We start from the raw sequence: 19,120 nt of genomic DNA on the forward strand, positions 1-19,120 counted from the left end.
GTAGAAAATCACGTTTCCCGTTAGCGCCCCCATAGCAGGTTCAGGGCCGCAGGGGGCCCCATGCCGGATCGGAGCCGTCGAGCGGCGTCGGGATTTTCCGCTCGTTCACGCCCGTGAGGTCGACCGACCAGAGGTCCGCCTTGCCGCCGCTGCCGCGTCCCGATCGGTAAAAATTGATCACGCGACCGTTCGGCGACCAGCTCGGGCCCTCGTCCTGCCAGTCGTTGGTGAGCAGCTTCTCGCCGCCGCCGCTCGGGCTCATGATGCCGATCCGGAAGCCGCCACCGAGCTTGGTGAACGCGATCAGGTCGCCGCGCGGGCTCCACACCGGCGTCGCATAGCGTCCGCCGCCGAAGCTGATCCGCTGCTGGTTCGAGCCGTCCGCGTTCATCACGTAGATCTGCTGCCCGCCCGAGCGATCGCTCTCGAACACGATCTTCGACCCGTCGGGCGAGTAACTGCCGCCGGTATCGATGCCCGGCGAGTTGGTCAGCCGCTGCGGCGTCCCGCCCTGCGCCGACACGCGGTAGACGTCGGTATTCCCCCCTGCGCCATCGAGAACAGGATGTTGCGACCGTCCGGCGAGAAGCGTGGCGCAAACGTCAGGTTCGCGTTCGCCACCACCAGCCGCTGTTTGCCCGAGCCGATATCGTAGACATAGATCGCCGGGCGATTGTTGAGATAGCTCATATAGACGATCGACTGCTGGTTCGGTGCGAACCGCGGCGTCAGCACGATCGACTGGCCGTTGGTCAGGAAGCGGTGATTGGCGCCGTCCTGATCCATGATCGCGAGCCGCTTGATCCGGTGGCCCTTGGGTCCGGTCTCGGACACGTAGACGACGCGGCTGTCGAAATACGCGCCTTCGCCGGTGAGGCGGGTGTAGACCATGTCGGCGCACTTGTGCCCTGCGCGACGCCAGTCCGAGGGCGGTACGACGAATCCGGTGCGGGTCAGTTCGGCCTTCGACGATACGTCGTAGAGGTAGCAGCCGACGGTCAGGTTGCCGTCGCCGTTCGCTCGGATGAAGCCCTGAACCAGCGCTTGCGCGCCGGTGCTGCCCCAGTAATCGAACCCGGGTGCTGTGACTTCGGGGAAGGTGATCGGGCGGAGTTGGCCAGGCGACAGCGGCGTGAACAGACCGGAATTGCGGAGATCGTTGGTGACGATGTCGGCGAGCTGGCGACCGAGCACGTCGGTCGAGCCTGCGGGCGTCGACACCACCGCAGCGGTCGGCATCACGGGAATCGCGATCGGCATCGGTGCGGAAATGCCGCCGGTGACGTCGACCACGAGTCCGCCGGACTGATCGCCGGCCGCTGCCTGCGCTGCAGGATCGGCGGGAGCCTGTTGCGGTGCCGGCGCTGGTGCGTCTTGCGCATACGCTGCACTGCCGGAGACGAACGCGAGCAGCCCAACCGAAGCAAGAACCGATCGAGTCATACGCCGACCTAACACCACCCCGGCGGAGGCCGGGGCCCAATTGGGGGACGCCGCTGAGGGAACGTTGCGCATCATTACATCGACCTTCCCAATTGGGCCCCGGCCTTCGCCGGGGTGGTTACCGTGCGACAAGTGGTCACCTGCAACCGGGACGGTCTGGCGCGAAGGGAAAACCCCAGGATCGATCGAGTCATAACGGACATCCTCAGCCGGGAAGTTTGTAGCGCAGGCTGAAATTGCTCCAGCCGTTCTGCACGTCATACAGGTCGTCGGGCAAACCGCGTAACGGCGAACACCCGACGAAGGTCGCGATCGCCAGATCGTCGACGCGGTCGACATAGCGCCGGTTGTCGTCGTCGACACCGGCATGACCGGTGATCGTCGGCCGCGACTTCAGCGTGCCGTCGCGGTTGAGCTTCAGGTTGATCGTCACGCGTATCCGCTCCGCGCCGGGTCCAGGCGTGACCTGCCGGTTGGCGCAAGGCTGTACCTGCCGCAGGATCGCCGAACCGATGTTGGCCGCCGCCTGCGCGCCGAGCTTGGCCGCCTTGGGGGCTTCCGACTTGCTCGGCGACGGATCGGCCGACAGCCCCTTCAGGAAATTGTCGCCGAGCCGCGAGCCACGCGGACGCGAGGTCTTTGCCTCCGCGGTCGAGCCGCTGCCCTTGGTCGAGGACGGTTTCGCAGGCTTGGCCGACGACGCGGACGACGTCTTGCCAGTAGTGGACGACGTCTTCGCCGGCGCAGTGCTCGGCTTGGCCGTAGCCTTGCTCGGCGCGGCCTTTGCCGGCGCTGCCTTCGCCGGAGCAGACTTGGTCGGCGGCGCCTTTTCGGGCTTGGGCTGCGGCTTCACGACAGGCTTCGCGACCGGGGCCGGCTTGGCGGCGGGCTTTGGTGGCGCGGGCTTGGGTTTGGGCTGCGGCTTGGCCACGGGCTCCGGTGCAGGCTGCGGCTTGGGCGCCGGTTTCGGCGGCGCGGGCTTGGGCTGCGGCGCAGGCGGTGTCGGATCGGGCTTCGGCTCGGGTTCGGCCTCTTGCGGAGCGGGCGGCGCCGCATCCTCGGGCGCGCCCTCGTCCGGCGCGATCGATTGCGCGGGCGCTTCGGTCGATTGCGGCGCGGTCGCCTCCAGCGCGACGTCGGGCACCAGGCTCACGTCGATCGGCTGCTGCTGGATCTTCGGCGGTTCGGGCGCGCTCAGAAAGCCGAGCGACAACAGGCCGAACAGCACGACATGCCCGACGACGGCAACGCCAAGGCCGATCTTCTCCGAACGATCCATCAGGCCAGCGCCATCAGTTCTGATTACCCTCGACGGTGACCAGAGCGACTCGGTTCAGCCCGGCTCGGTTGAGTTCGCCCATCACGCGCATCACGCGGCCGTAATCGAGCTTCCGATCCGCACGCAGCAGCACCTGAGGCTCGTCGCCGACCGCACGGCTGGCGGCGATCGCGGCAAGCCGAACCGGCAGCGCATCGTCCGTCACCTGATCCTTGTCGATGAACAGCGCGCCGGTGCCATCCATCGAGATCTCGACGGGCTTCTGCTCCTGGTCGAGCGCCTTCGCGCGCGCGTCGGGGAGGTTCACCGGTACGCCCGCGGTCATCAGCGGCGCGGTCACCATGAAGATGATCAGCAGCACCAGCATCACGTCGACCAGCGGCGTGACGTTGATATCCGCCATCGGCGCGCGACGACCGCGGCCCCGCGACGAAGGAAGGTTCATCGCCACTTAAAATCCTCCCCGCACGCGGGGAGGGGGACCAGCGAAGCTGGTGGTGGGGGCGTACGTCATGCGTTGCGCTACGTTGGTGGCCTCGTCCCACGGACGCCGTGCGACGTGGAGAACCCCTCCACCACGCCGCTGCGCGTCGCGGTCCCCCTCCCCGTGCCGGGGAGGATCTGCGTCGCGCTCATCGCGAGCCGTCCAATTGGCGCGAGAGGGTCGTGTGGAAACCGTCGGCGAACCGGTTGAGGCTCGCCTCGATCCGGTTGATGCCGTGCGAGAACCGGTTGTACGCGATCACCGCGGGGATCGCCGCAAACAGGCCGATCGCGGTCGCGAACAGTGCCTCCGCGATTCCCGGCGCGACCACCGCGAGCGACGTGTTCTGCGCCGCCGCAATGCTGGTGAAGCTTCGCATGATGCCCCAGACCGTCCCGAACAGCCCTACGAACGGCGCGACCGAGCCGACCGTTGCCAGCACGTTCAGCCGATCCGACAGCTTGTCGATCTCGCCTGCGACGGCTGCGCCCATCGTCGTCGCCAGCCGCTCGCGCGTGCCGCTCTTGTCGATCGTGCCACCCGCGGTCGAGCGCCGCCACTCGGTCACGCCGGCCGCGAACACGCGCGCCGACGGCAGGTCGTTCTCGCCCTCCGCCTTGTAGAAGACGTCGATATCCTCGGCCTTCCAGAAATCGCGCTCGAACCGCGTCATGCCCTTGCGCGTCTTGCCGATCCGCCGCCAGAACGCGACGATCAGAGCCCAGGTCCAGATGCTGGCGAGCAGCAGCCCGATCATCACGCCCTTCACCACCCAGTCGGCCTGGAGGAACAAGTGGATCGGCGACAGCGTCGCGCTATCCATAGTCAACACCGGATTCATGCTTCCCCCTGCCAGACAAGGCGTTCGTAGATATCGATCCAGGCGCGCGGCTGGCGGCGTGGGCGGCCATTGGGAGCGACCAATGCCGCCACCACGTCCGCCTCGGCCAAGACAAGCCCGTCGCGCATGACCCTTTGATGAATGGTGACCCCGGCCGAGCGGACACGGCGTATCCGCGAGACGACCAGCAAGGCGTCGTCGAGCTTCGCCGGCGCGGCGTAGCGGATGGCGACGCTGGCGATCGCGTAGGAGCCCTCGCCCGCCTCGAACGTCGCGCGCTGGTCGATCCCGCCGAGCCGCAGCATGTCGGAGCGTGCGCGCTCCATGTAGCGCAGGTAATTGGCGTGATAGACCGCGCCCGACAGATCGGTGTCCTCGAAATAGACGCGCACCGGAAACCGGTGCTCGCGCCCTTCGAAGCGGCCTTCCGCCGGACGATCTGAAACCTCAGCCATTCCCGCGGCTGTTAACCCAGTCTTTGCCATGAAGCCAAGCTTTGCCTTCGCCGTTCGCGCTGGCCGGTGCCGCGCGACGCGCCTAGCGTGCCGGCTTCAAACGCAGGAGACTCGCATGGCCGATCGTCCCACCAGCGGAATCACACCGTTCCTCATCATCCGCGAAAAGCGCGGCCGCGAAGCGCTGGCGTTCTACGAAGCCGCGTTCGCCGCCACGCTGGTCGAGACGAACGTCGCGGAGGACGGCGTCCGGCTGATGCAGGCGAGCCTGCGGATCAACGATGGCTGGCTGATGCTGTGCGACGAGTTTCCCGAATGGCGCGGGCACGCAGAGCCCGAACCCACCGGTATCACGCTGCACTTGCAGGTCGACGATACCGATGCCTGGATGGACCGCGCGGTGGCAGCGGGCGCGATCGTGACGATGCCCGTCGCCGACCAGTTCTGGGGTGATCGCTACGGTCAGGTGCGCGATCCGTTCGGCCATAGCTGGTCGATCGGATCGCCCATCAAGACCTGATTACTGGAAGACGCTCGGGTCCAGCTTCAAGCGGGGCTGCGCCGGCGGCACCGGCTGCGAAATCGGCTGGAGCCGCGCCTGGGTGATCGTCTGCACGGTCATGTTCGACGCATATTGGCGCGAGACGGCCAGTTGTGGCTGAACCGGACGCACGGCGCGGCCACGCCACGCGTCGACCGCGCGGTAGAAATCGGTGAACGGCCGCTCGAGCACGGGCAGGTTCTGAGCGGCGAACGCGGGCAACGCCTCGGCGGTCAGACCGGTGCTCTGCGCGAGAACCGTCTGCGCCGCCGCGCAGAATTCGTCGCGCGCGGGCGACTGCGAGAAGAAGTTGTACAGACGCGTCATCAGATCGTCGTAGCGATCCTGCCAGTCGCCACCGCCCGACTTGTACTCGCTGGCATAGGTCGCCTCGGCCTTGGCGAGCACCGGCTTCTGGGCCGAGAGCAGCGCGTTATAGCCCGCGACGATCGTTAATTCCTGCGGCCCGCGGCAGGCGAGCGCGGCGACGTTGAGCGCGGCGCGGAGATGCCAGACCTTTGCCGAGGTCGTCAGGTTGCGATTCGGCGTGGGATAGGTGCCGTCGGCCAGCGCGACCGGAATGACGATGGTCGGCGACGCGCCCTTCGGCATCGTCGGCGCGGGCACCTGCACCATGATCACAGGCGGCGCGACCTGCGCCACGGTCCGCGGCTTCGACGTGCAGCCGGCCAGCAGGCCCAGCGCGGTAACGGACAGCAAAGCAAACCGACGACTCATCACAACACCTCGTAACGTCCCCCGACGGGACACTCTTGCCGGGATTAGGTTAACGAGACGTAAGCCGTACGCGCTTTGCGGCGAGTGGAGAGGGGACGGCGTTGGGGGTGGTCGCGCTCGACTGGTCCACCCCGGCGGAGGCCGGGGCCCAATTGGAAAGGTAGCAGTAACGGAACGCCACGTGGATCAGCAACGTCCCTAATTGGGCCCCGGCCTTCGCCGGGGTGGTGCTGATGAATGTCTAGGAGCGAGGCATGACCAAGCGTATTACACGCGTGCTCTGCAATCCTCCCCTGCAAGGGGAGGTGGCTGGCGCTTGCCAGACGGAGGGGTGATGCCCTCTCGATAGCGGATCACCCCTCCGTCAGCCCAAGCGGGCTGCCACCTCCCCGCCGGGGGAGGATCAGAAGTGTGTCAAACCGCGCGTGCCTCGAGCGCCGCTGCCGCCTGCGCCATCAAGCCGCCGATGATGTCCGCGACCGGCTCCTCGCGCTTGACCATGCCGACCGACTGGCCCGCCATCACCGAGCCATGCTCAACGTCGCCGTCGATCACCGCACGACGCAGCGCGCCCGCCCAGTAATGCTCGATCTGCAACTGCGCCTCGGCCATCTCGACGACACCACCATCGAGATGCCCGGCAACCTCGCGCTGCTTCGCCGTGAACAACTCGCTCGACGCGTTCTTCAGCGCGCGCACCGGAATGACCGGAAGCCGCGCATCGATCTGCACGCTGGCGATCGCATCGCGCGCCGACGCGCGGATGAACGCCTTCTTGAAATTGGCATGCGCGATCGATTCGGTCGCGCACACGAACAGCGTGCCGAGCTGGACGCCCGCCGCACCCATGTCGAGATACCCCGCGATCGCCTCGCCGCGACCGATCCCGCCCGCAACGAACACCGGCACCTGTTCGGCGATCTCGGGCAGCATCTCCTGCGCCAGCACGCTGGTCGAGACCGGACCGATATGGCCGCCGGCCTCCATCCCCTCGATCACCAGCGCATCGACGCCGCTGCGGATCAGCTTCTTCGCGAGCGCCAGCGCGGGCGAGAACGCGATCAGTTTCGCGCCGGTTTCCTTGATCGCCTCAATGCTGCCCTTGGGCGGCAGGCCACCGGCGAGCACGACATGTCCGACCTTGTGCTTGGCGCAGACCGCGATCAGCTCGAACAGGTCGGGGTGCATCGTGATCAGGTTCACGCCGAAACGCTTGGTCGTGAGAGCCTTGGTCGCGGCGATCTCGGTATCGAGCAGCGCGGGCGTCATCGCCCCGCACGCGATCACGCCGAACCCGCCCGCGTTCGAGATCGCCGAGACGAGATGACGCTCGCTCACCCAGGACATCGCGCCGCCGAGAATCGCGACCTCGCTGCCCAGAAATGCGGCGCCACGCGCCATCCGGCGGGCCAGCCGCTCAGTACCGATCGTCATGCATCCATCCCCGTCGTCGCAATCTTGCGCATCTTCGTAACCACATCCGTCATCACAACCACGTCCGTCAACGCAACAACGTCCGTCATTCCAGCGAAAGCTGGGATCTCCCGGTGATAGCGTGCGCCCTTGCCGCGGGAGACCCCAGCTTTCGCTGGGGTGACGGCACGGGTGGGGATGACGGCGTGAGTTGCGGTGACGCCTCGGGCTGGGGTGACCACGTCGAGGACGGGGTTGTGACTCAAGCCGCATCCTCAGCATCAAGCCCGTAAGCCGTGTGCAGAACACGCACCGCCAGCTCGGTATAATCCTCTTCGATCAGCACGCTGACCTTGATCTCCGACGTCGCGATCGCCTGGATGTTGATCCCGCGTTCGCCGAGCGTCGTGAACATCGTCGAGGCGACGCCCGCGTGGCTGCGCATGCCGACGCCGACCACGGAGACCTTGGCGACGCGCGTGTCGTGAACGATCGTCGCATAGCCGATCGCGTCCTTCGCCTTGTCGAGCACGTCGAGCGAGCGCGCCAGATCGGCCGCCGGCACCGTGAACGTCACGTCGGTCGAGCCGGTCGAATGCGCGACGTTCTGCACGATCATGTCGACGTTGATCCCGGCATCCGCGAGCGGCGCGAAGATCGCCGCGACCGAGCCGGGCCGATCGCTGACCTGCGTCAGGGTGATCTTCGCCTCGTTCTTGTCGTGCGCGATGCCGGTGATGAGCTGGCGTTCCATATCGTCGATTTCCTCTTCGCCCACGATCAACGTGCCGCGGTGTCCGTCATTGGTGTCGCCATCCTCGAACGAGGACAATACGCGCACGCGCACATTCTCTTTCATCGCCAGGCCGACAGAGCGCGTCTGCAACACCTTGGCACCGACGCTGGCGAGTTCCAGCATCTCTTCGTACGTGACCTTGCTCAGCTTCCGCGCGCGCGGCACGATCCGGGGGTCGGTCGTGTAGACGCCGTCGACGTCGGTATAGATGTCGCAGCGGTCGGCCTTCATCGCCGCTGCCATCGCCACCGCCGACGTATCCGAGCCGCCGCGACCGAGCGTCGTGACGCGCTGGCCGTCCGCGACGCCCTGGAAACCGGGGATCACGGCGACGACACCGTCGGCGAGGCTCGCATCGAGCGCGGCCGTATCGATCTCGCCGATCCGCGCCGATCCGTGCGCGTCGGACGTGTTGATCGGCAACTGCCAGCCAAGCCACGAACGCGCCTTGCAGCCCGCCGCCTGGAGCGCGATCGCGAGCAGGCCGCTCGTGATCTGCTCGCCGGCCGAGACGACGACGTCATATTCCTTCGCGTCGTACAGCGACGACGCCTCGCGGCAGAAGCCGACCAGCCGATCGGTCTCGCCGGCCATCGCGGAGACGACGACGGCGACCTGGTTGCCGGCGTCGACTTCGCGCTTCACGCGCGCGGCGACGTTGCGGATACGCTCGATCCCAGCCATCGACGTCCCGCCGAATTTCATCACGATACGGGCCATTGGCAGCGCAAATCCCTTTGGGTCGAAGCGGCGGCCCTGATAGGTAGCGCGCATGATACTGGCAAGTGACACCGTAAACGGCGCAACAATCGATCCGCGCGAGGCCGCGCATTTCGGCACGATGGCGAAGGACTGGTGGGATCCTAAAGGCTCGTCCGCGCCGCTCCACAAGCTCAACCCGCCGAGGTTGCGCTATATTCGCGAGCAGGTCGACGCGCATTGGGGGGATGGTTCGACCTTCACCCCGCTGGAGGGGAAGACAGCGCTCGATGTCGGTTGCGGCGCGGGGTTGCTGTGTGAACCGCTCGCCCGGCTCGGTGCAGAGGTTACGGGGATCGATGCGGCACCCGAGAATATCGCGGTCGCGGAGATCCACGCGGCGCAGAGCGGCTTGGCGATCGACTACCGCGCGGGGGGCGTCGAGGGACTGGTCGGGCAGTTCGACCTCGTCACCAGCCTTGAGGTGATCGAGCATGTCAGTGACCCTGCCGGCTTCGTGCGCGGTCTCGCGCGGACGTTGGCGGAGGGCGGGTTGCTGATTCTTTCGACGCCCAACCGGACGCCGTTGTCGCGGCTCGCGATGATCACGGTGGCGGAGGGTGCTGGGGTTATTCCAAAGGGTACGCATGACTGGAACAAGTTCCTGACGCCCGAGGAACTGACCGCGCTGCTGAAAGACGCGGGTCTCCGCGTGACGGATACGCGGGGGCTGAGCTTCTCGCCCGCGACTGGCTTCACACTGAGTGACTCGACGAGCCTCGATTACTTCCTGACCGCGGTAAAAGCCTGACTCGTGGCCCACACGCCACCTCCCCGGCGAAGGCCGGGGCCCAGTTGGGAAGGCCGGGGTAACGGAGCGCGATCGCTAATCATCACCGTCCCCCAACTGGGCCCCGGCCTCCGCCGGGGTGGGGCCGAATGACGAGCCGAAGCACTCCCCAAAATTGTTCACCCGCAAAGGCGGGTGCCCAGACTGGGCACCCGCCTTTGCGGGTGAACATACTTCTGATGCTGGCAGCGTTGGCGATCCTCTTCACCACCCTCGCCCTTCTCCGCCCGGTAGACCACGACGAAAGCCAATACGTCGCCGCCGCCGCGCTGACCGCCCACGGCCTCCTCCCCTACCGGGACTTCGCGTACCTACAGACCCCTCTCCAACCCTATCTCTTCGCGCCCGTCGCATTTCTAGCCGGCAGCTGGACCTGGCCAGCCCTACGCATCCTCAACGCCCTGCTCGGCATCGCAACGATAGCCTGTGTCCACACCGCCGCCCGCACCCTCGGCGCCAAACCCAAAGCTGCCCTGACCTGCGCCGCGCTGTTCGCAACCTGCGACATCCTCCTCTTCAGCATCGGCACAGCTCGTAACGACGCGCTCCCCGCAGCCCTGCTCGCCGCAGCCCTCCCCCTGATCGTCCGCCCCGCCACCACGCGCAAAACCGCCGCGCTCGCCGGCCTCCTCCTCGCCAGCGCCGCCGCCGCGAAGATCTCCTATGCGTTTCCCGCGCTCGCCTACGGCCTCTACGCGCTGGTCGACCGCCGCCATCGCCCCGCCGCGGTCCTGCTCGGCACGCTCCCGGTTATCGCCTTCGTCGCCTGGACCTATGCCACCAGCCCGGCCGGTTTCGTGTTCGGCACTTTCACCTTCCCGGCGCGCGGCCCCGCCGAATATTACGCGCTGCGCCCGTGGAAGATGTCGCTTTCCGCAAAAGCAATCGACACGCTCAAGTTCCTCGCGCTCGGCGCAGCCCTGCCCGCGCTCGCGCTGGTCGCGCGCGACGCATGGCGCCGCCGCACGGTAGACCTGCTCGACTGGCTGATCCTCGCCGGCCTGATCGCCGCACTCCTGCCGTTTCCAACCTGGCGGCAATATCTCCTCCCAGCCCTGCCAGCCCTGTTCGTCCGCCTATCGCTGATCCCGCCCCCAAGCCGCGCGTGGCGAATCGCGTTCGCCGTATTCGCCGCCGCCAGCATCGCCCCCTCCATCGCAGCGCTGGCAGATTCGGATGGCCTGTCGCTCACACAGGCCCTCCGCGAAGGCCGAGCGGTCGGCCGCGTCCTCGACCAACACGGACTCGCAGGACCGATCGCGACGCTATCCCCACAAATCCTCCCTGCAGCGAACCGCCAGCCTGATCCCGCCTTCGCGACCGGCCCCTTCTATTTCCGCAGCACCAAGCTGCTCGTCGCAACTCAAGAACACGCGCTCCACCTGATCTCGCGAGCGCGCATGAAACTCGACGGATCGACGATCCTAACCGGAGGCGAAGGCCCCGCGACAAGCGGCGATGCCAGCCTCGACAAAGCCCTCGCCACCGCCGCACGCGACGCCGGTTACGAGCCGATCCCGATCCCCGGCACGCGCTTCACCGCGTTCACGCCGCCAGCCCGCGCGCCTGCTTCGCCGCGACCAGCCCCGCATAATAGTCCATGAGCTCGACCGCATGCTCGCGGTCGCTGCGGACGTGCCGCGCCGCCACCGCCGCCGCGCGCCGCAGCAACGCGGGGTCGCGCGCGAACAACCGCCCGATCGCCGCCGCCGCACTCTCCGCATCGCGCGCCGCGTAAAGCTCGCTCGCATGGTGGTCCGCGACTTCCGCGCACCCGCCCGTATCCGGCACGATCAGCGGCAGGCCCGATGCCATCGCCTCCGACGCGACCAGGCCGAACGGCTCCGCCTCCGACCCGTGGATCAACGCATCGCAGCTCGCCATGATCCGCGCGAGCCGCTCGCGATCATAGACCGGCGCGAACATCCGGATATGCGGCGACCCGCCGATCCGCCGCTGAATCGCCTTGGTCTGCGCACCCGCACCGATCAGGACCAGCCCAACCGGCAAAGTCGCTCCCGCCCGCGCCACTGCATCGACCACCAAGGGCCAGCGTTTCTCGCCGTGATGCCGACCAAGCCCGAGCAGCAGCATGCCGTCCTCCGGCAACCCGCACTGCTGCAGCAACGCCCCGCGCAACCGCGTATCGCGCAGCTCCGGCGAGAAATGCCCGCGCTCGATCCCCAGCGGCATCGCCGCATCGATCCGCACCCCTCGCGCGCGCAATCGCTTTTCCAGCGCCGGGCCGTTGGTGACGACGACGTCGTATTTCTCGAGGAAGCGGTTCATGTACCGAGAATACCAGGCGAACCCGCGCTCGATCTGGTCATGGCTGGCCACCCCCGCGAACCAGCGCTGCGCATAGGCGGCGATATTGTCGTTGTGCATGAAGAACGACTTCACCGCGCGGCCCTGCCAGTCGCCGACGAACCATGCGGGCCGCCACGGCGAGCAGCACTCGACCACGTCCGGATCGAGATCGTCGAGCACGCGGTGGATCGCCGCCCGGTCCCAGAACAACCCGTAATTACGATCGAATGGCATGCCCGGCGACTTGAGGTAGAGGATCTGCCCGCCGCCCGGCCGTTCCTCGACGCGGTTCTCCTTGCCCGGCGCAACGACGATCAACTCATGGCCCATGTCGGCCATGATCCCCATCTTCCGATCGACATAGGTCCGCACGCCGCCGCCGGTCGGCGAGTAGAACTCGTTGACGTCGACGATTCTCACGGGATCATTCTCATGGCGTGACAGGCCCGAACCCGCCGAGCCCGCGCAGATACTGCACGGTAATCCGCACCGACGTGACGCCCGCGCCGACTTCGACCAGCGCCTGCTCGACCTTGGGCCGCGACCGCCCGAGCTTTGCATTGCTCGCAAATCCGGCGCCATCCGACCAGAAGCTGAACTTGTTCTTCCCGTCGCGATTATGCGTCAGCAACAGCGCATAGCGGCCCGGCCGCGGCGCCCGGATGCACAGGATCGGCGACCCGGTCGGCGGCGTCGGCACCACGACCCGCCGAAACGTTTTGCCCGCCGCGAGCAGCACGCGGTCGTCCTCGAGAAAATCCGCTTCCTCGCCCGGATAGAGTTCCAACTTCAACTCTCCCGTGTGATTTTTCAGCCCGGTGATCTCGACCGCTATCGCCGGCCCTTCCCCCGGCCGGCACGCCGCCGCATCGCTGCCCAGAACCTGCGCGCCCGCCGATCCCCCCGAAACGACCGAAGCAACCAGAGCCAACCCATACCGAATCATGCACGAAACCGATCGAGTGCCGCGTGGATGCCGAACAGCACGATCAGCCCGACATGCACCAGCAAGGTCGCCGCCGCCGTAAACGCGATCAATTCCGACAGCGCCTGATCCTGCCCGATCAACAGGATCGCGATATTGGCGAACAACAGGTCCTTGTTCGGCACCAGCGGCAGGCGCGATACGAGCAGGCGTCCGGCGGCGAGGAACAGCCACATCCCCATCGGCACGCCCGGCAATGCGAAATGCCACGCGAACGCGATCAGCACCGATCCGCACAGCAGCCGGATACAGTGGATCCCGAACACCCACCACAGCTTCGCCCTCGGCAACGAGAATACGCGGCGCGAGAAGATCAGGAACGGCAACGAAATTGCCAACGTCACGCCCGCCGATGCCAGCACCGTCCGGAACTGGTCGTGCGTCAGCAGATGCCGGCCGAGCGGCAAGGCGATCGCCACCAGCAGCAATGTCACCGCGTTGCCCGCGATCGCCGACAGGATCGTGACGTCCTTCACTGCACCGAACGGCGACGCCACCATCCGCGCCTTCGCCCGCGCCCAGGCATAGAAATACGCGTCGCCGGAGTATCCGAACACGACCTCGTTCGCGATCCGCTTCTTGATCAGCGCGACGAGGCCGCCGAGAGGGATGCCCCACAGGCGGCGGAAGATGACGTAATCCCCGGTCGGCGGCGACATGTAGAGCAGCGCAAAACACAGATAGAAGCGCGGATCGCTCGGCACCGAGCGCGTGAGTCCCGCCAGCCCATGCCCCAGCAATTCGCGTCCCAGCCCGGCGATCATCGCCAGCGTGAGAACCGCGCCGATGATCGCCGGCCAGCGGCTGCCGATCGTCTTCAGCGGCTCCAGGCCGGCACGGGCGATATCGGCATAGCCCTCGGTATCGGCAGTGTTCGCACGCGTGTTCAATCGCCGGTCCTCAAGCCATTCCGTCGCCCCTCGATCGGCCCAATAGCCGCCCGTCGGCACGCGTGCACGCAAAGTCGGTTTCATTCGGTCGCGATCTCCGCTCTACCAATCGCGCATTATGATGACCGCCATATTTCAGTGACGTCCCCGCCGCCGCTCGCCCGGCACATCCTGACCTATGCCGAGGATCTGCGCGGCGGCGGGGTCGAGCGCGCGCAGCTGCGGCTCGCGCGCGGCTGGCTGGCGGCGGGGCGGCGCGTGACGCTGGCGATCGAGGATATTGCCGGGCCGCTGGCGGCGGAACTGCCGGAGGGGCTTGAGATCGTTTCACCCTCGCGGTTGCTGGCGTTACCCAAGGTCGTGCGACAGCTCGTCCCGGACGTGATCTTCTGCCCGGGCAATTTCTATACCGGCATCGCGGCGTGGACCCGGCTTCGGCTCGGCAAGGCTTGCCCGCCGATCGTCGCCAAGATGTCCAATGCCCCTGCGCGCGCCGATCACGGCCGGCTGATGCACGCGGCGCACCAGCTCTGGCTCGCGCGCCATGGCAGCTTCCTGGATCACCTCGTCGCGATGACTCCGGCAACGGCGGACGAGGCGGCGCGGGCGACGCGCATGGTCGGCCGCACGAGCATCATCCCGAACCCGCCGGCGGTGCCGATCCCGGGGGAGACGCCGGATTTGCCCGCGCGCTACATCCTCGGCGTGGGGCGGCTCGAACCGCAGAAACGCTGGGACCGCCTGATCGCCGCGCTTCCGCTGCTGGTGGACCGGACCATCCCGCTGATGATCCTCGGCGAAGGCGACGAGCGGGGGGCGCTCGAAACGCAGATTCGCGCGCTGGGTTTGGGGGACCGTGTTCGCTTGCTCGGGCACAGCACCGACCCGCTGCCGGTGATGGCCCGCGCGCAGGTGGTCGTGCTGACCTCGGACTATGAAGGTGTGCCCGGCGTGTTGCGTGAGGCGCTGTCGGTTGGAACGCCGGTGGTTTCGACCGATTCGAGCGCTGCGGTGGCGGAGATCATCGACCGCGCGGATCGCGGTACGATCGTTGCGCGGGACGATGCGGCCGGGCTGATCGCAGCGTTGGATGCATGGCTGGCGCCCTCTGCGCAACGGCCGGAACCGGTCCCGCAGCCCGGTGCGGACTCGGCCGACCGCTATCTCGCGCTCTACGACCAATTGGTAAGGCGGTAGCGCCTTACGTCTTCCCCGCCTCATTGGCGGTCCGGCCCCTACCTTCCGTCATCCCCGCGGAAGCGGGGACCCATATCCTCCGAGGTTTGCCAGTATGGGTCCCTGCGTCCGCGGGGATGACGGAATGGGAGCTTGGACTCGGATTAGGTTGGAGGGCGCGCTAAACTGGATCAGGCCGTAGCCTCACCCTCACCCGACTCGGCCTTTTCCTCTTCCCGCTCCGACCGCCGCTCGAGCGCGGTCTTGATCATCGCGGTCATCGGATCGGCCAGCGCCAACCCAAGAATCCCGAACAGCGCGCTCGCCATGATCTGCGCGCCCAAAGTCAGCGCCGGCGGCAGGTCCACCGTGCGCTTGGCGACCATCGGCACGATCACATAGCCGTCGATCGTCTGCACGATCAAATACGTCCCGATCGCCCAATACCCCGTGTCCACGCCCGCGCTGAACCCGACCGCGACCATCAGGACGCCGGTCACGATCGCACCGACGTTCGGGATGAACGCGAGGATGCCCGCGATGATGCCGAGCAGCATCGCCATCGGCACGCCACCTACCGCCAGCGCGATGCCGCTCGCGACACCCTCGACCGCCATCCCGAGTAGACGCCCGGCGAGCAGCCGCCGCAACGTCGCCCCCATCTTGAGCAAGGTCCTGGCGAACTCGGGGCGCAGGTCAACCGGCACCATCCACTGGAGCCCGCGCGAATAGGTGCCGGGGTCCATCGCGATAAACAGCCCGAGGATCAGGATCATGAACATGCTGGTGATCGCACCGATCGCGCTGCCGACCCACGACGTCACCCGCCCGACCGAGCCCAGCGCCTGCTTGACGATTCCGTTGACGTCAGACGCCCCCGGCATCAGCCCCTGCGACGTCAGATAGCTGGTGAAGCGATTGGCCTGCGATTCGAGCGTCGAGCGGAGCTGCATAACCTGCTCGGTCACCTGCACGCCCGTAAGGATGAACGTCCCGACCAGGAACGCGAACGTCAGCAGCACGACGATCAGCAACCGCCAGCCGCGCCCGATCGGCAGCACCCGCCCGAGCAGCCGCACGCCGCCATCGAGCAACGCCGCGAACACGACACCGGCAAAGATGATCAGCAACGGCTGCACCAGCACGATCAGCAACGCGATTACGCAGGCCAAGCCCAGCCAGATCATCGCGCGCTTCAGTTCCTTGCGCAGGAACGGATCGCGCATCTCGACCGGGCTCAGTTCGTCGACGGTCATCGTCTCGGCCATCTCAGTTCGCCTTGGCGGGATGGAGCGAGGTGCCCGAGCGATCCGGGCGCAGCGAACTCCACCAGCTCAGCGGATTGAACGTCGCATCGCCGTCGAGGCTGAAGGTGATGAACTCCGCACGGCCGCCGAGATTCTCGTACGGCACCGGCCCGCCGAGCCCCAGCTGGCTCAGCGCGAACCGGCTGTCGGCCGAGCGATCGCGGTTGTCGCCCATCAGGAAGACGTGGTTCGCGGGAATCGTGATCTCCGCGAAATTGTCGCCTTGGCTGTCCGATTCCAGATCGATCGTCTCGTAACGGCGGCCGTTGGGCAGCGTTTCGGTATAGGTCGGCAGGCGGCACATCTCGCGACCGTCGGGCAGCGTCTCGCGCGCGCCGGGATAGTCGATCTCGCTGCACGGGCTGTTGGTGTCGACCGGGATCAACGTGTCGTGCAAGGGGCCGCGCTTCACCGCGACGCCGTTCAGGAACACGATCCCGCCGCGCACGGCCAGTCTGTCGCCGGGCAGCCCGATGACGCGCTTGATATAGTCGTTGTGCGTCCCCGGCGGCGTCACGATCACCACGTCGCCGCGCGTCGGCAGCGAGCCGAACAGGCGGCCGTGGATGAACGGCAATTGCACGCTCCAGCTCTCTTCCTGCTGACGCAGCACGACGCCCTTGAAGATCGCGATCGGGTCGGGAATCGTCGGCGACACGAACGACCAGCCATACGCGAACTTGGTCACCACCAGCCGGTCACCGATGCGGAGGCCCGGGAGCATCGATTCGCTAGGGATATAGAAGGGCTTGGCGATGAAGCTGTGGAAGCCGAGCACGACCAGGATCAGCCAGAATATCCCCTTCACCTCGCCCCACCAATCGGTGCCGCGGCGGCGGGTCGTTTCGGGGGTCGTGGTGACCGAGGGCGCGGGATCGACCGCCGAGGTCTGCGCGAGGGGCTTTTCCTGGAACTCGTTGCCGTCCAACGCCGCGTCCTTCATCGATTCGTATCCTGGCGCATGTCCGGGGATATCAGAGGTATAGCTTCGATGATCACGAAGGCCTGCGCCCACGGATGATCATCGGTCATCGTCAAATGCACGCGCGCGGCGTGGCCTTCGGGGGTCAACGCGTCAAGCCTCGCTTTGGCGCCCCGGTCAACGCCAATGTCGGCGCGCCGCTGGGCGCGTTGACCACGCCGATGTCGCGCATGAACACACCTGCGCGAAACCCGGTGCCGACGGCCTTGGAAAACGCCTCCTTGGCAGCGAACCGCTTCGCCAGCGTGCCCGCCTTGGTAAAGGGCCGCCGCGCCGCTTTCGCCCGTTCGACATCGGTAAACACGCGCTGCTCGAACCGATCCCCGAACCGCTCGATCGACGCCGCGATCCGCTCGATGTTACACAGGTCGGACCCGAGCCCGATGATCATGATACGGCCTGGAGTCGGAAGACAAAATTAGATTTGCGCGCAGAGGCGCAGAGGCGCGGAGAGTATGAGGGCCGCAAGGGCGGCAAGATCGAGTGAGGCAGCGAGAGAATCCAGCCACGGGCTAGCCCCTCTTCTGCTCCGCGCCTCTGCGCCTCTGCGCGAACAAAACTGCCTTACTACCGCGCCGCATCCATAGCCTCGCGCATCAGCCGAACCGCCTCGCCAAGCCCGACGAACAAAGCTTCCCCGACAAGGAAGTGACCGATATTCAGCTCCCGAACCTGCCGGATAGCCGCGATCGGCGCGACGTTGTCGTAGGTCAGCCCATGCCCCGCGTGCACCTCGATGCCGTTCTTCGCCGCCAGCGCCGCCGCGTCTGTCAGCCGCCGCAACTCCACCGTCCGCGCCTCGCCCGACAGTTCCGCATACAATCCGGTATGCAGTTCGATGACCGGCACCTTGAGCCGCACCGCCGCCTCGATCTGCCGCGCGTCCGGTTCGATGAACAGCGACACGCGGATGCCCGCCCCCGCCAGCGCGTCGACCAGCCGCGCCATCCGATCGTAATGCCCGGCGACGTCGAGCCCGCCCTCAGTCGTCAGTTCCTCGCGCTTTTCCGGCACGATGCACGCGGCATGCGGCTTGTGGCGGAGCGCGATGCCGAGCATCTCGTCGGTCGCCGCCATCTCCAGGTTGAGCGGAATGGCCAGCTCCGCCGACAACCGCGCGATGTCGTCGTCGGTGATGTGCCGGCGATCCTCGCGCAGATGCGCGGTGATCCCGTCCGCCCCCGCCGCCGCCGCGACCAACGCGGCGCGCACCGGATCGGGATACCCCGCCCCCGCGCATTGCGCACCGTCGCGACGTGATCGATGTTCACCCCAAGGCGCAGGTCCCGGCTCATGCCGCAGCCCTGCTGCCGGGCTTGATCGCCGGGATCGCCGCCAGTTCGCGCGGCAACGCGTCCGCCGGGTAGGTCGGCACGTCGAGCCGAATCAGCGGGAAGAACGGCACGCCTAGGTCCGCCGTCCCGTTCGAGCGATCGACCAAGGCCGCCGCCGCGACCGTCACGCCGCCCGCGCGCCCGATCGCCGCGATCGCCTCGCGCGACGACAGCCCGGTGGTGACGACGTCCTCCATCATCAGCACGCGCTGGCCCGGCGCGAGCCGGAACCCGCGGCGCAGTTCGAACACGCCGTCGGGCCGCTCGAGAAATACCGCCTCGACACCCAGCGCGCGGCCCATTTCGTGGCCGGCGATCACGCCGCCCATTGCGGGCGAGACGACGATATCGATCTGCGCACGCAACTCGGCCGGGATCGACGCCACCAGCGCTTCCGACAACCGAGCGCCACGGGCGGGATCCATCAACACCCGCGCGCATTGCAGGTAGCGCGAACTGCGCAGGCCCGAGGACAGGATGAAATGCCCTTCGAGCAACGCTTCGGCAGCGCGAAATTCGGCGAGCACGTCGTCTTCGGTCATCGCGGGTCATCGCTCCAAATGGTCTGCCCGCGCTGATACGAGCGCGCGAAACTGC

General features: G+C 67.1%; 17 protein-coding genes and 3 pseudogenes. 4 read left to right on the plus strand and 16 right to left on the minus strand.

Going from position 1 to position 19,120, the window contains the following annotated elements; translation table 11 throughout:
• Positions 1-40: 40 nt before the first annotated feature.
• The 5 genes and pseudogenes from tolB to QP164_RS13520 form a co-directional block, all read right to left on the minus strand.
• Positions 41-1,443: pseudogene (gene tolB / locus QP164_RS13500) on the minus strand (Tol-Pal system beta propeller repeat protein TolB).
• Between the two features lie 205 nt (positions 1,444-1,648).
• Positions 1,649-2,722, minus strand: a complete 1,074-nt coding sequence (locus QP164_RS13505; protein WP_333923473.1) for a cell envelope biogenesis protein TolA — start codon at positions 2,720-2,722, stop codon at positions 1,649-1,651.
• A 13-nt stretch (positions 2,723-2,735) separates the two neighbouring features.
• On the minus strand, positions 2,736-3,173 hold the full coding sequence (gene tolR, locus QP164_RS13510) for a protein TolR (protein ID WP_056053220.1): 438 nt from the start codon (positions 3,171-3,173) through the stop codon (positions 2,736-2,738).
• A 181-nt stretch (positions 3,174-3,354) separates the two neighbouring features.
• A complete protein-coding gene (tolQ, locus tag QP164_RS13515; protein WP_056053223.1) occupies positions 3,355-4,047 on the minus strand; it encodes a protein TolQ in 693 nt (230 codons plus the stop codon).
• Positions 4,044-4,502 (minus strand): YbgC/FadM family acyl-CoA thioesterase, encoded by a 459-nt coding sequence (locus QP164_RS13520; protein WP_120301555.1) that lies wholly within the window; start codon positions 4,500-4,502, stop codon positions 4,044-4,046. Before QP164_RS13520 ends, tolQ begins: the two co-directional genes overlap by 4 nt.
• A gap of 115 nt (positions 4,503-4,617) precedes the next feature.
• Here QP164_RS13520 and QP164_RS13525 point away from each other — a divergent pair, with 115 nt between their 5' ends.
• Positions 4,618-5,022 carry a VOC family protein gene (locus QP164_RS13525; RefSeq protein WP_333923474.1) on the plus strand — a complete coding sequence of 135 codons (405 nt, stop codon included), beginning with the start codon at positions 4,618-4,620 and terminating at the stop codon, positions 5,020-5,022.
• Here QP164_RS13525 and QP164_RS13530 read toward each other — a convergent pair whose 3' ends face one another.
• From QP164_RS13530 to QP164_RS13540, 3 genes are all read right to left on the minus strand, one after another.
• Positions 5,023-5,781, minus strand: a complete 759-nt coding sequence (locus QP164_RS13530) for a hypothetical protein (RefSeq protein ID WP_333923475.1) — start codon at positions 5,779-5,781, stop codon at positions 5,023-5,025.
• A gap of 414 nt (positions 5,782-6,195) precedes the next feature.
• The gene (locus tag QP164_RS13535; RefSeq protein WP_333923476.1) at positions 6,196-7,215 is read right to left on the minus strand and encodes an NAD(P)H-dependent flavin oxidoreductase; all 1,020 of its coding nucleotides are present in this window, start codon (positions 7,213-7,215) and stop codon (positions 6,196-6,198) included.
• 241 nt (positions 7,216-7,456) lie between these two features.
• Positions 7,457-8,710, minus strand: coding sequence for an aspartate kinase (locus tag QP164_RS13540; protein WP_056054666.1), 1,254 nt, complete (start codon positions 8,708-8,710; stop codon positions 7,457-7,459).
• Positions 8,711-8,762: 52 nt separating this feature from the next.
• On the opposite strand from QP164_RS13540, the gene ubiG reads away from it, so the two are divergent.
• Both ubiG and QP164_RS13550 read left to right on the plus strand, forming a co-directional pair.
• On the plus strand, positions 8,763-9,500 hold the full coding sequence (gene ubiG, locus QP164_RS13545; RefSeq protein WP_333923477.1) for a bifunctional 2-polyprenyl-6-hydroxyphenol methylase/3-demethylubiquinol 3-O-methyltransferase UbiG: 738 nt from the start codon (positions 8,763-8,765) through the stop codon (positions 9,498-9,500).
• A gap of 218 nt (positions 9,501-9,718) precedes the next feature.
• Positions 9,719-11,143: a DUF2029 domain-containing protein gene (locus QP164_RS13550; RefSeq protein WP_333923478.1), complete on the plus strand. Its 1,425-nt coding sequence runs from the start codon at positions 9,719-9,721 to the stop codon at positions 11,141-11,143.
• Here the strand turns inward: QP164_RS13550 and QP164_RS13555 are convergent.
• From QP164_RS13555 to QP164_RS13565, 3 genes are read right to left on the minus strand one after another with little or no spacing between them, the layout of a single operon-like run.
• Positions 11,085-12,269 (minus strand): glycosyltransferase, encoded by a 1,185-nt coding sequence (locus QP164_RS13555; protein WP_333923479.1) that lies wholly within the window; start codon positions 12,267-12,269, stop codon positions 11,085-11,087. The genes QP164_RS13550 and QP164_RS13555 overlap by 59 nt on opposite strands.
• A gap of 10 nt (positions 12,270-12,279) precedes the next feature.
• Positions 12,280-12,795 carry a DUF2141 domain-containing protein gene (locus QP164_RS13560; protein ID WP_333923480.1) on the minus strand — a complete coding sequence of 172 codons (516 nt, stop codon included), beginning with the start codon at positions 12,793-12,795 and terminating at the stop codon, positions 12,280-12,282.
• The gene (locus tag QP164_RS13565; protein ID WP_333923481.1) at positions 12,792-13,808 is read right to left on the minus strand and encodes a hypothetical protein; all 1,017 of its coding nucleotides are present in this window, start codon (positions 13,806-13,808) and stop codon (positions 12,792-12,794) included. The genes QP164_RS13560 and QP164_RS13565 overlap by 4 nt, the downstream gene beginning before the upstream one ends.
• Before the next feature lie 54 nt (positions 13,809-13,862).
• Here QP164_RS13565 and QP164_RS13570 point away from each other — a divergent pair, with 54 nt between their 5' ends.
• Positions 13,863-14,921: a glycosyltransferase gene (locus QP164_RS13570; protein WP_333923482.1), complete on the plus strand. Its 1,059-nt coding sequence runs from the start codon at positions 13,863-13,865 to the stop codon at positions 14,919-14,921.
• A 170-nt stretch (positions 14,922-15,091) separates the two neighbouring features.
• On the opposite strand, the gene QP164_RS13575 is transcribed toward QP164_RS13570, so the two are convergent.
• The 5 genes and pseudogenes from QP164_RS13575 to pyrE form a co-directional block, all read right to left on the minus strand.
• The gene (locus tag QP164_RS13575; protein ID WP_333923483.1) at positions 15,092-16,168 is read right to left on the minus strand and encodes an AI-2E family transporter; all 1,077 of its coding nucleotides are present in this window, start codon (positions 16,166-16,168) and stop codon (positions 15,092-15,094) included.
• 1 nt (position 16,169) lies between these two features.
• A complete protein-coding gene (gene lepB / locus QP164_RS13580) occupies positions 16,170-17,150 on the minus strand; it encodes a signal peptidase I (protein WP_333923484.1) in 981 nt (326 codons plus the stop codon).
• A pseudogene (gene acpS, locus QP164_RS13585) lies at positions 17,147-17,580 on the minus strand (holo-ACP synthase). The gene lepB and the pseudogene acpS overlap by 4 nt, the downstream one beginning before the upstream one ends.
• Positions 17,581-17,756: 176 nt before the next feature.
• Positions 17,757-18,484: pseudogene (locus tag QP164_RS13590) on the minus strand (pyridoxine 5'-phosphate synthase).
• Entirely contained in the window at positions 18,481-19,065 is a 585-nt protein-coding gene (pyrE, locus tag QP164_RS13595; RefSeq protein WP_056066243.1) for an orotate phosphoribosyltransferase, read from the minus strand. The pseudogene QP164_RS13590 and the gene pyrE overlap by 4 nt, the downstream one beginning before the upstream one ends.
• Between the last annotated feature and the right edge of the window lie 55 nt (positions 19,066-19,120).

This window comes from Sphingomonas sp. LR59, assembly GCF_036855945.1.
GTDB lineage: Bacteria > Pseudomonadota > Alphaproteobacteria > Sphingomonadales > Sphingomonadaceae > Sphingomonas.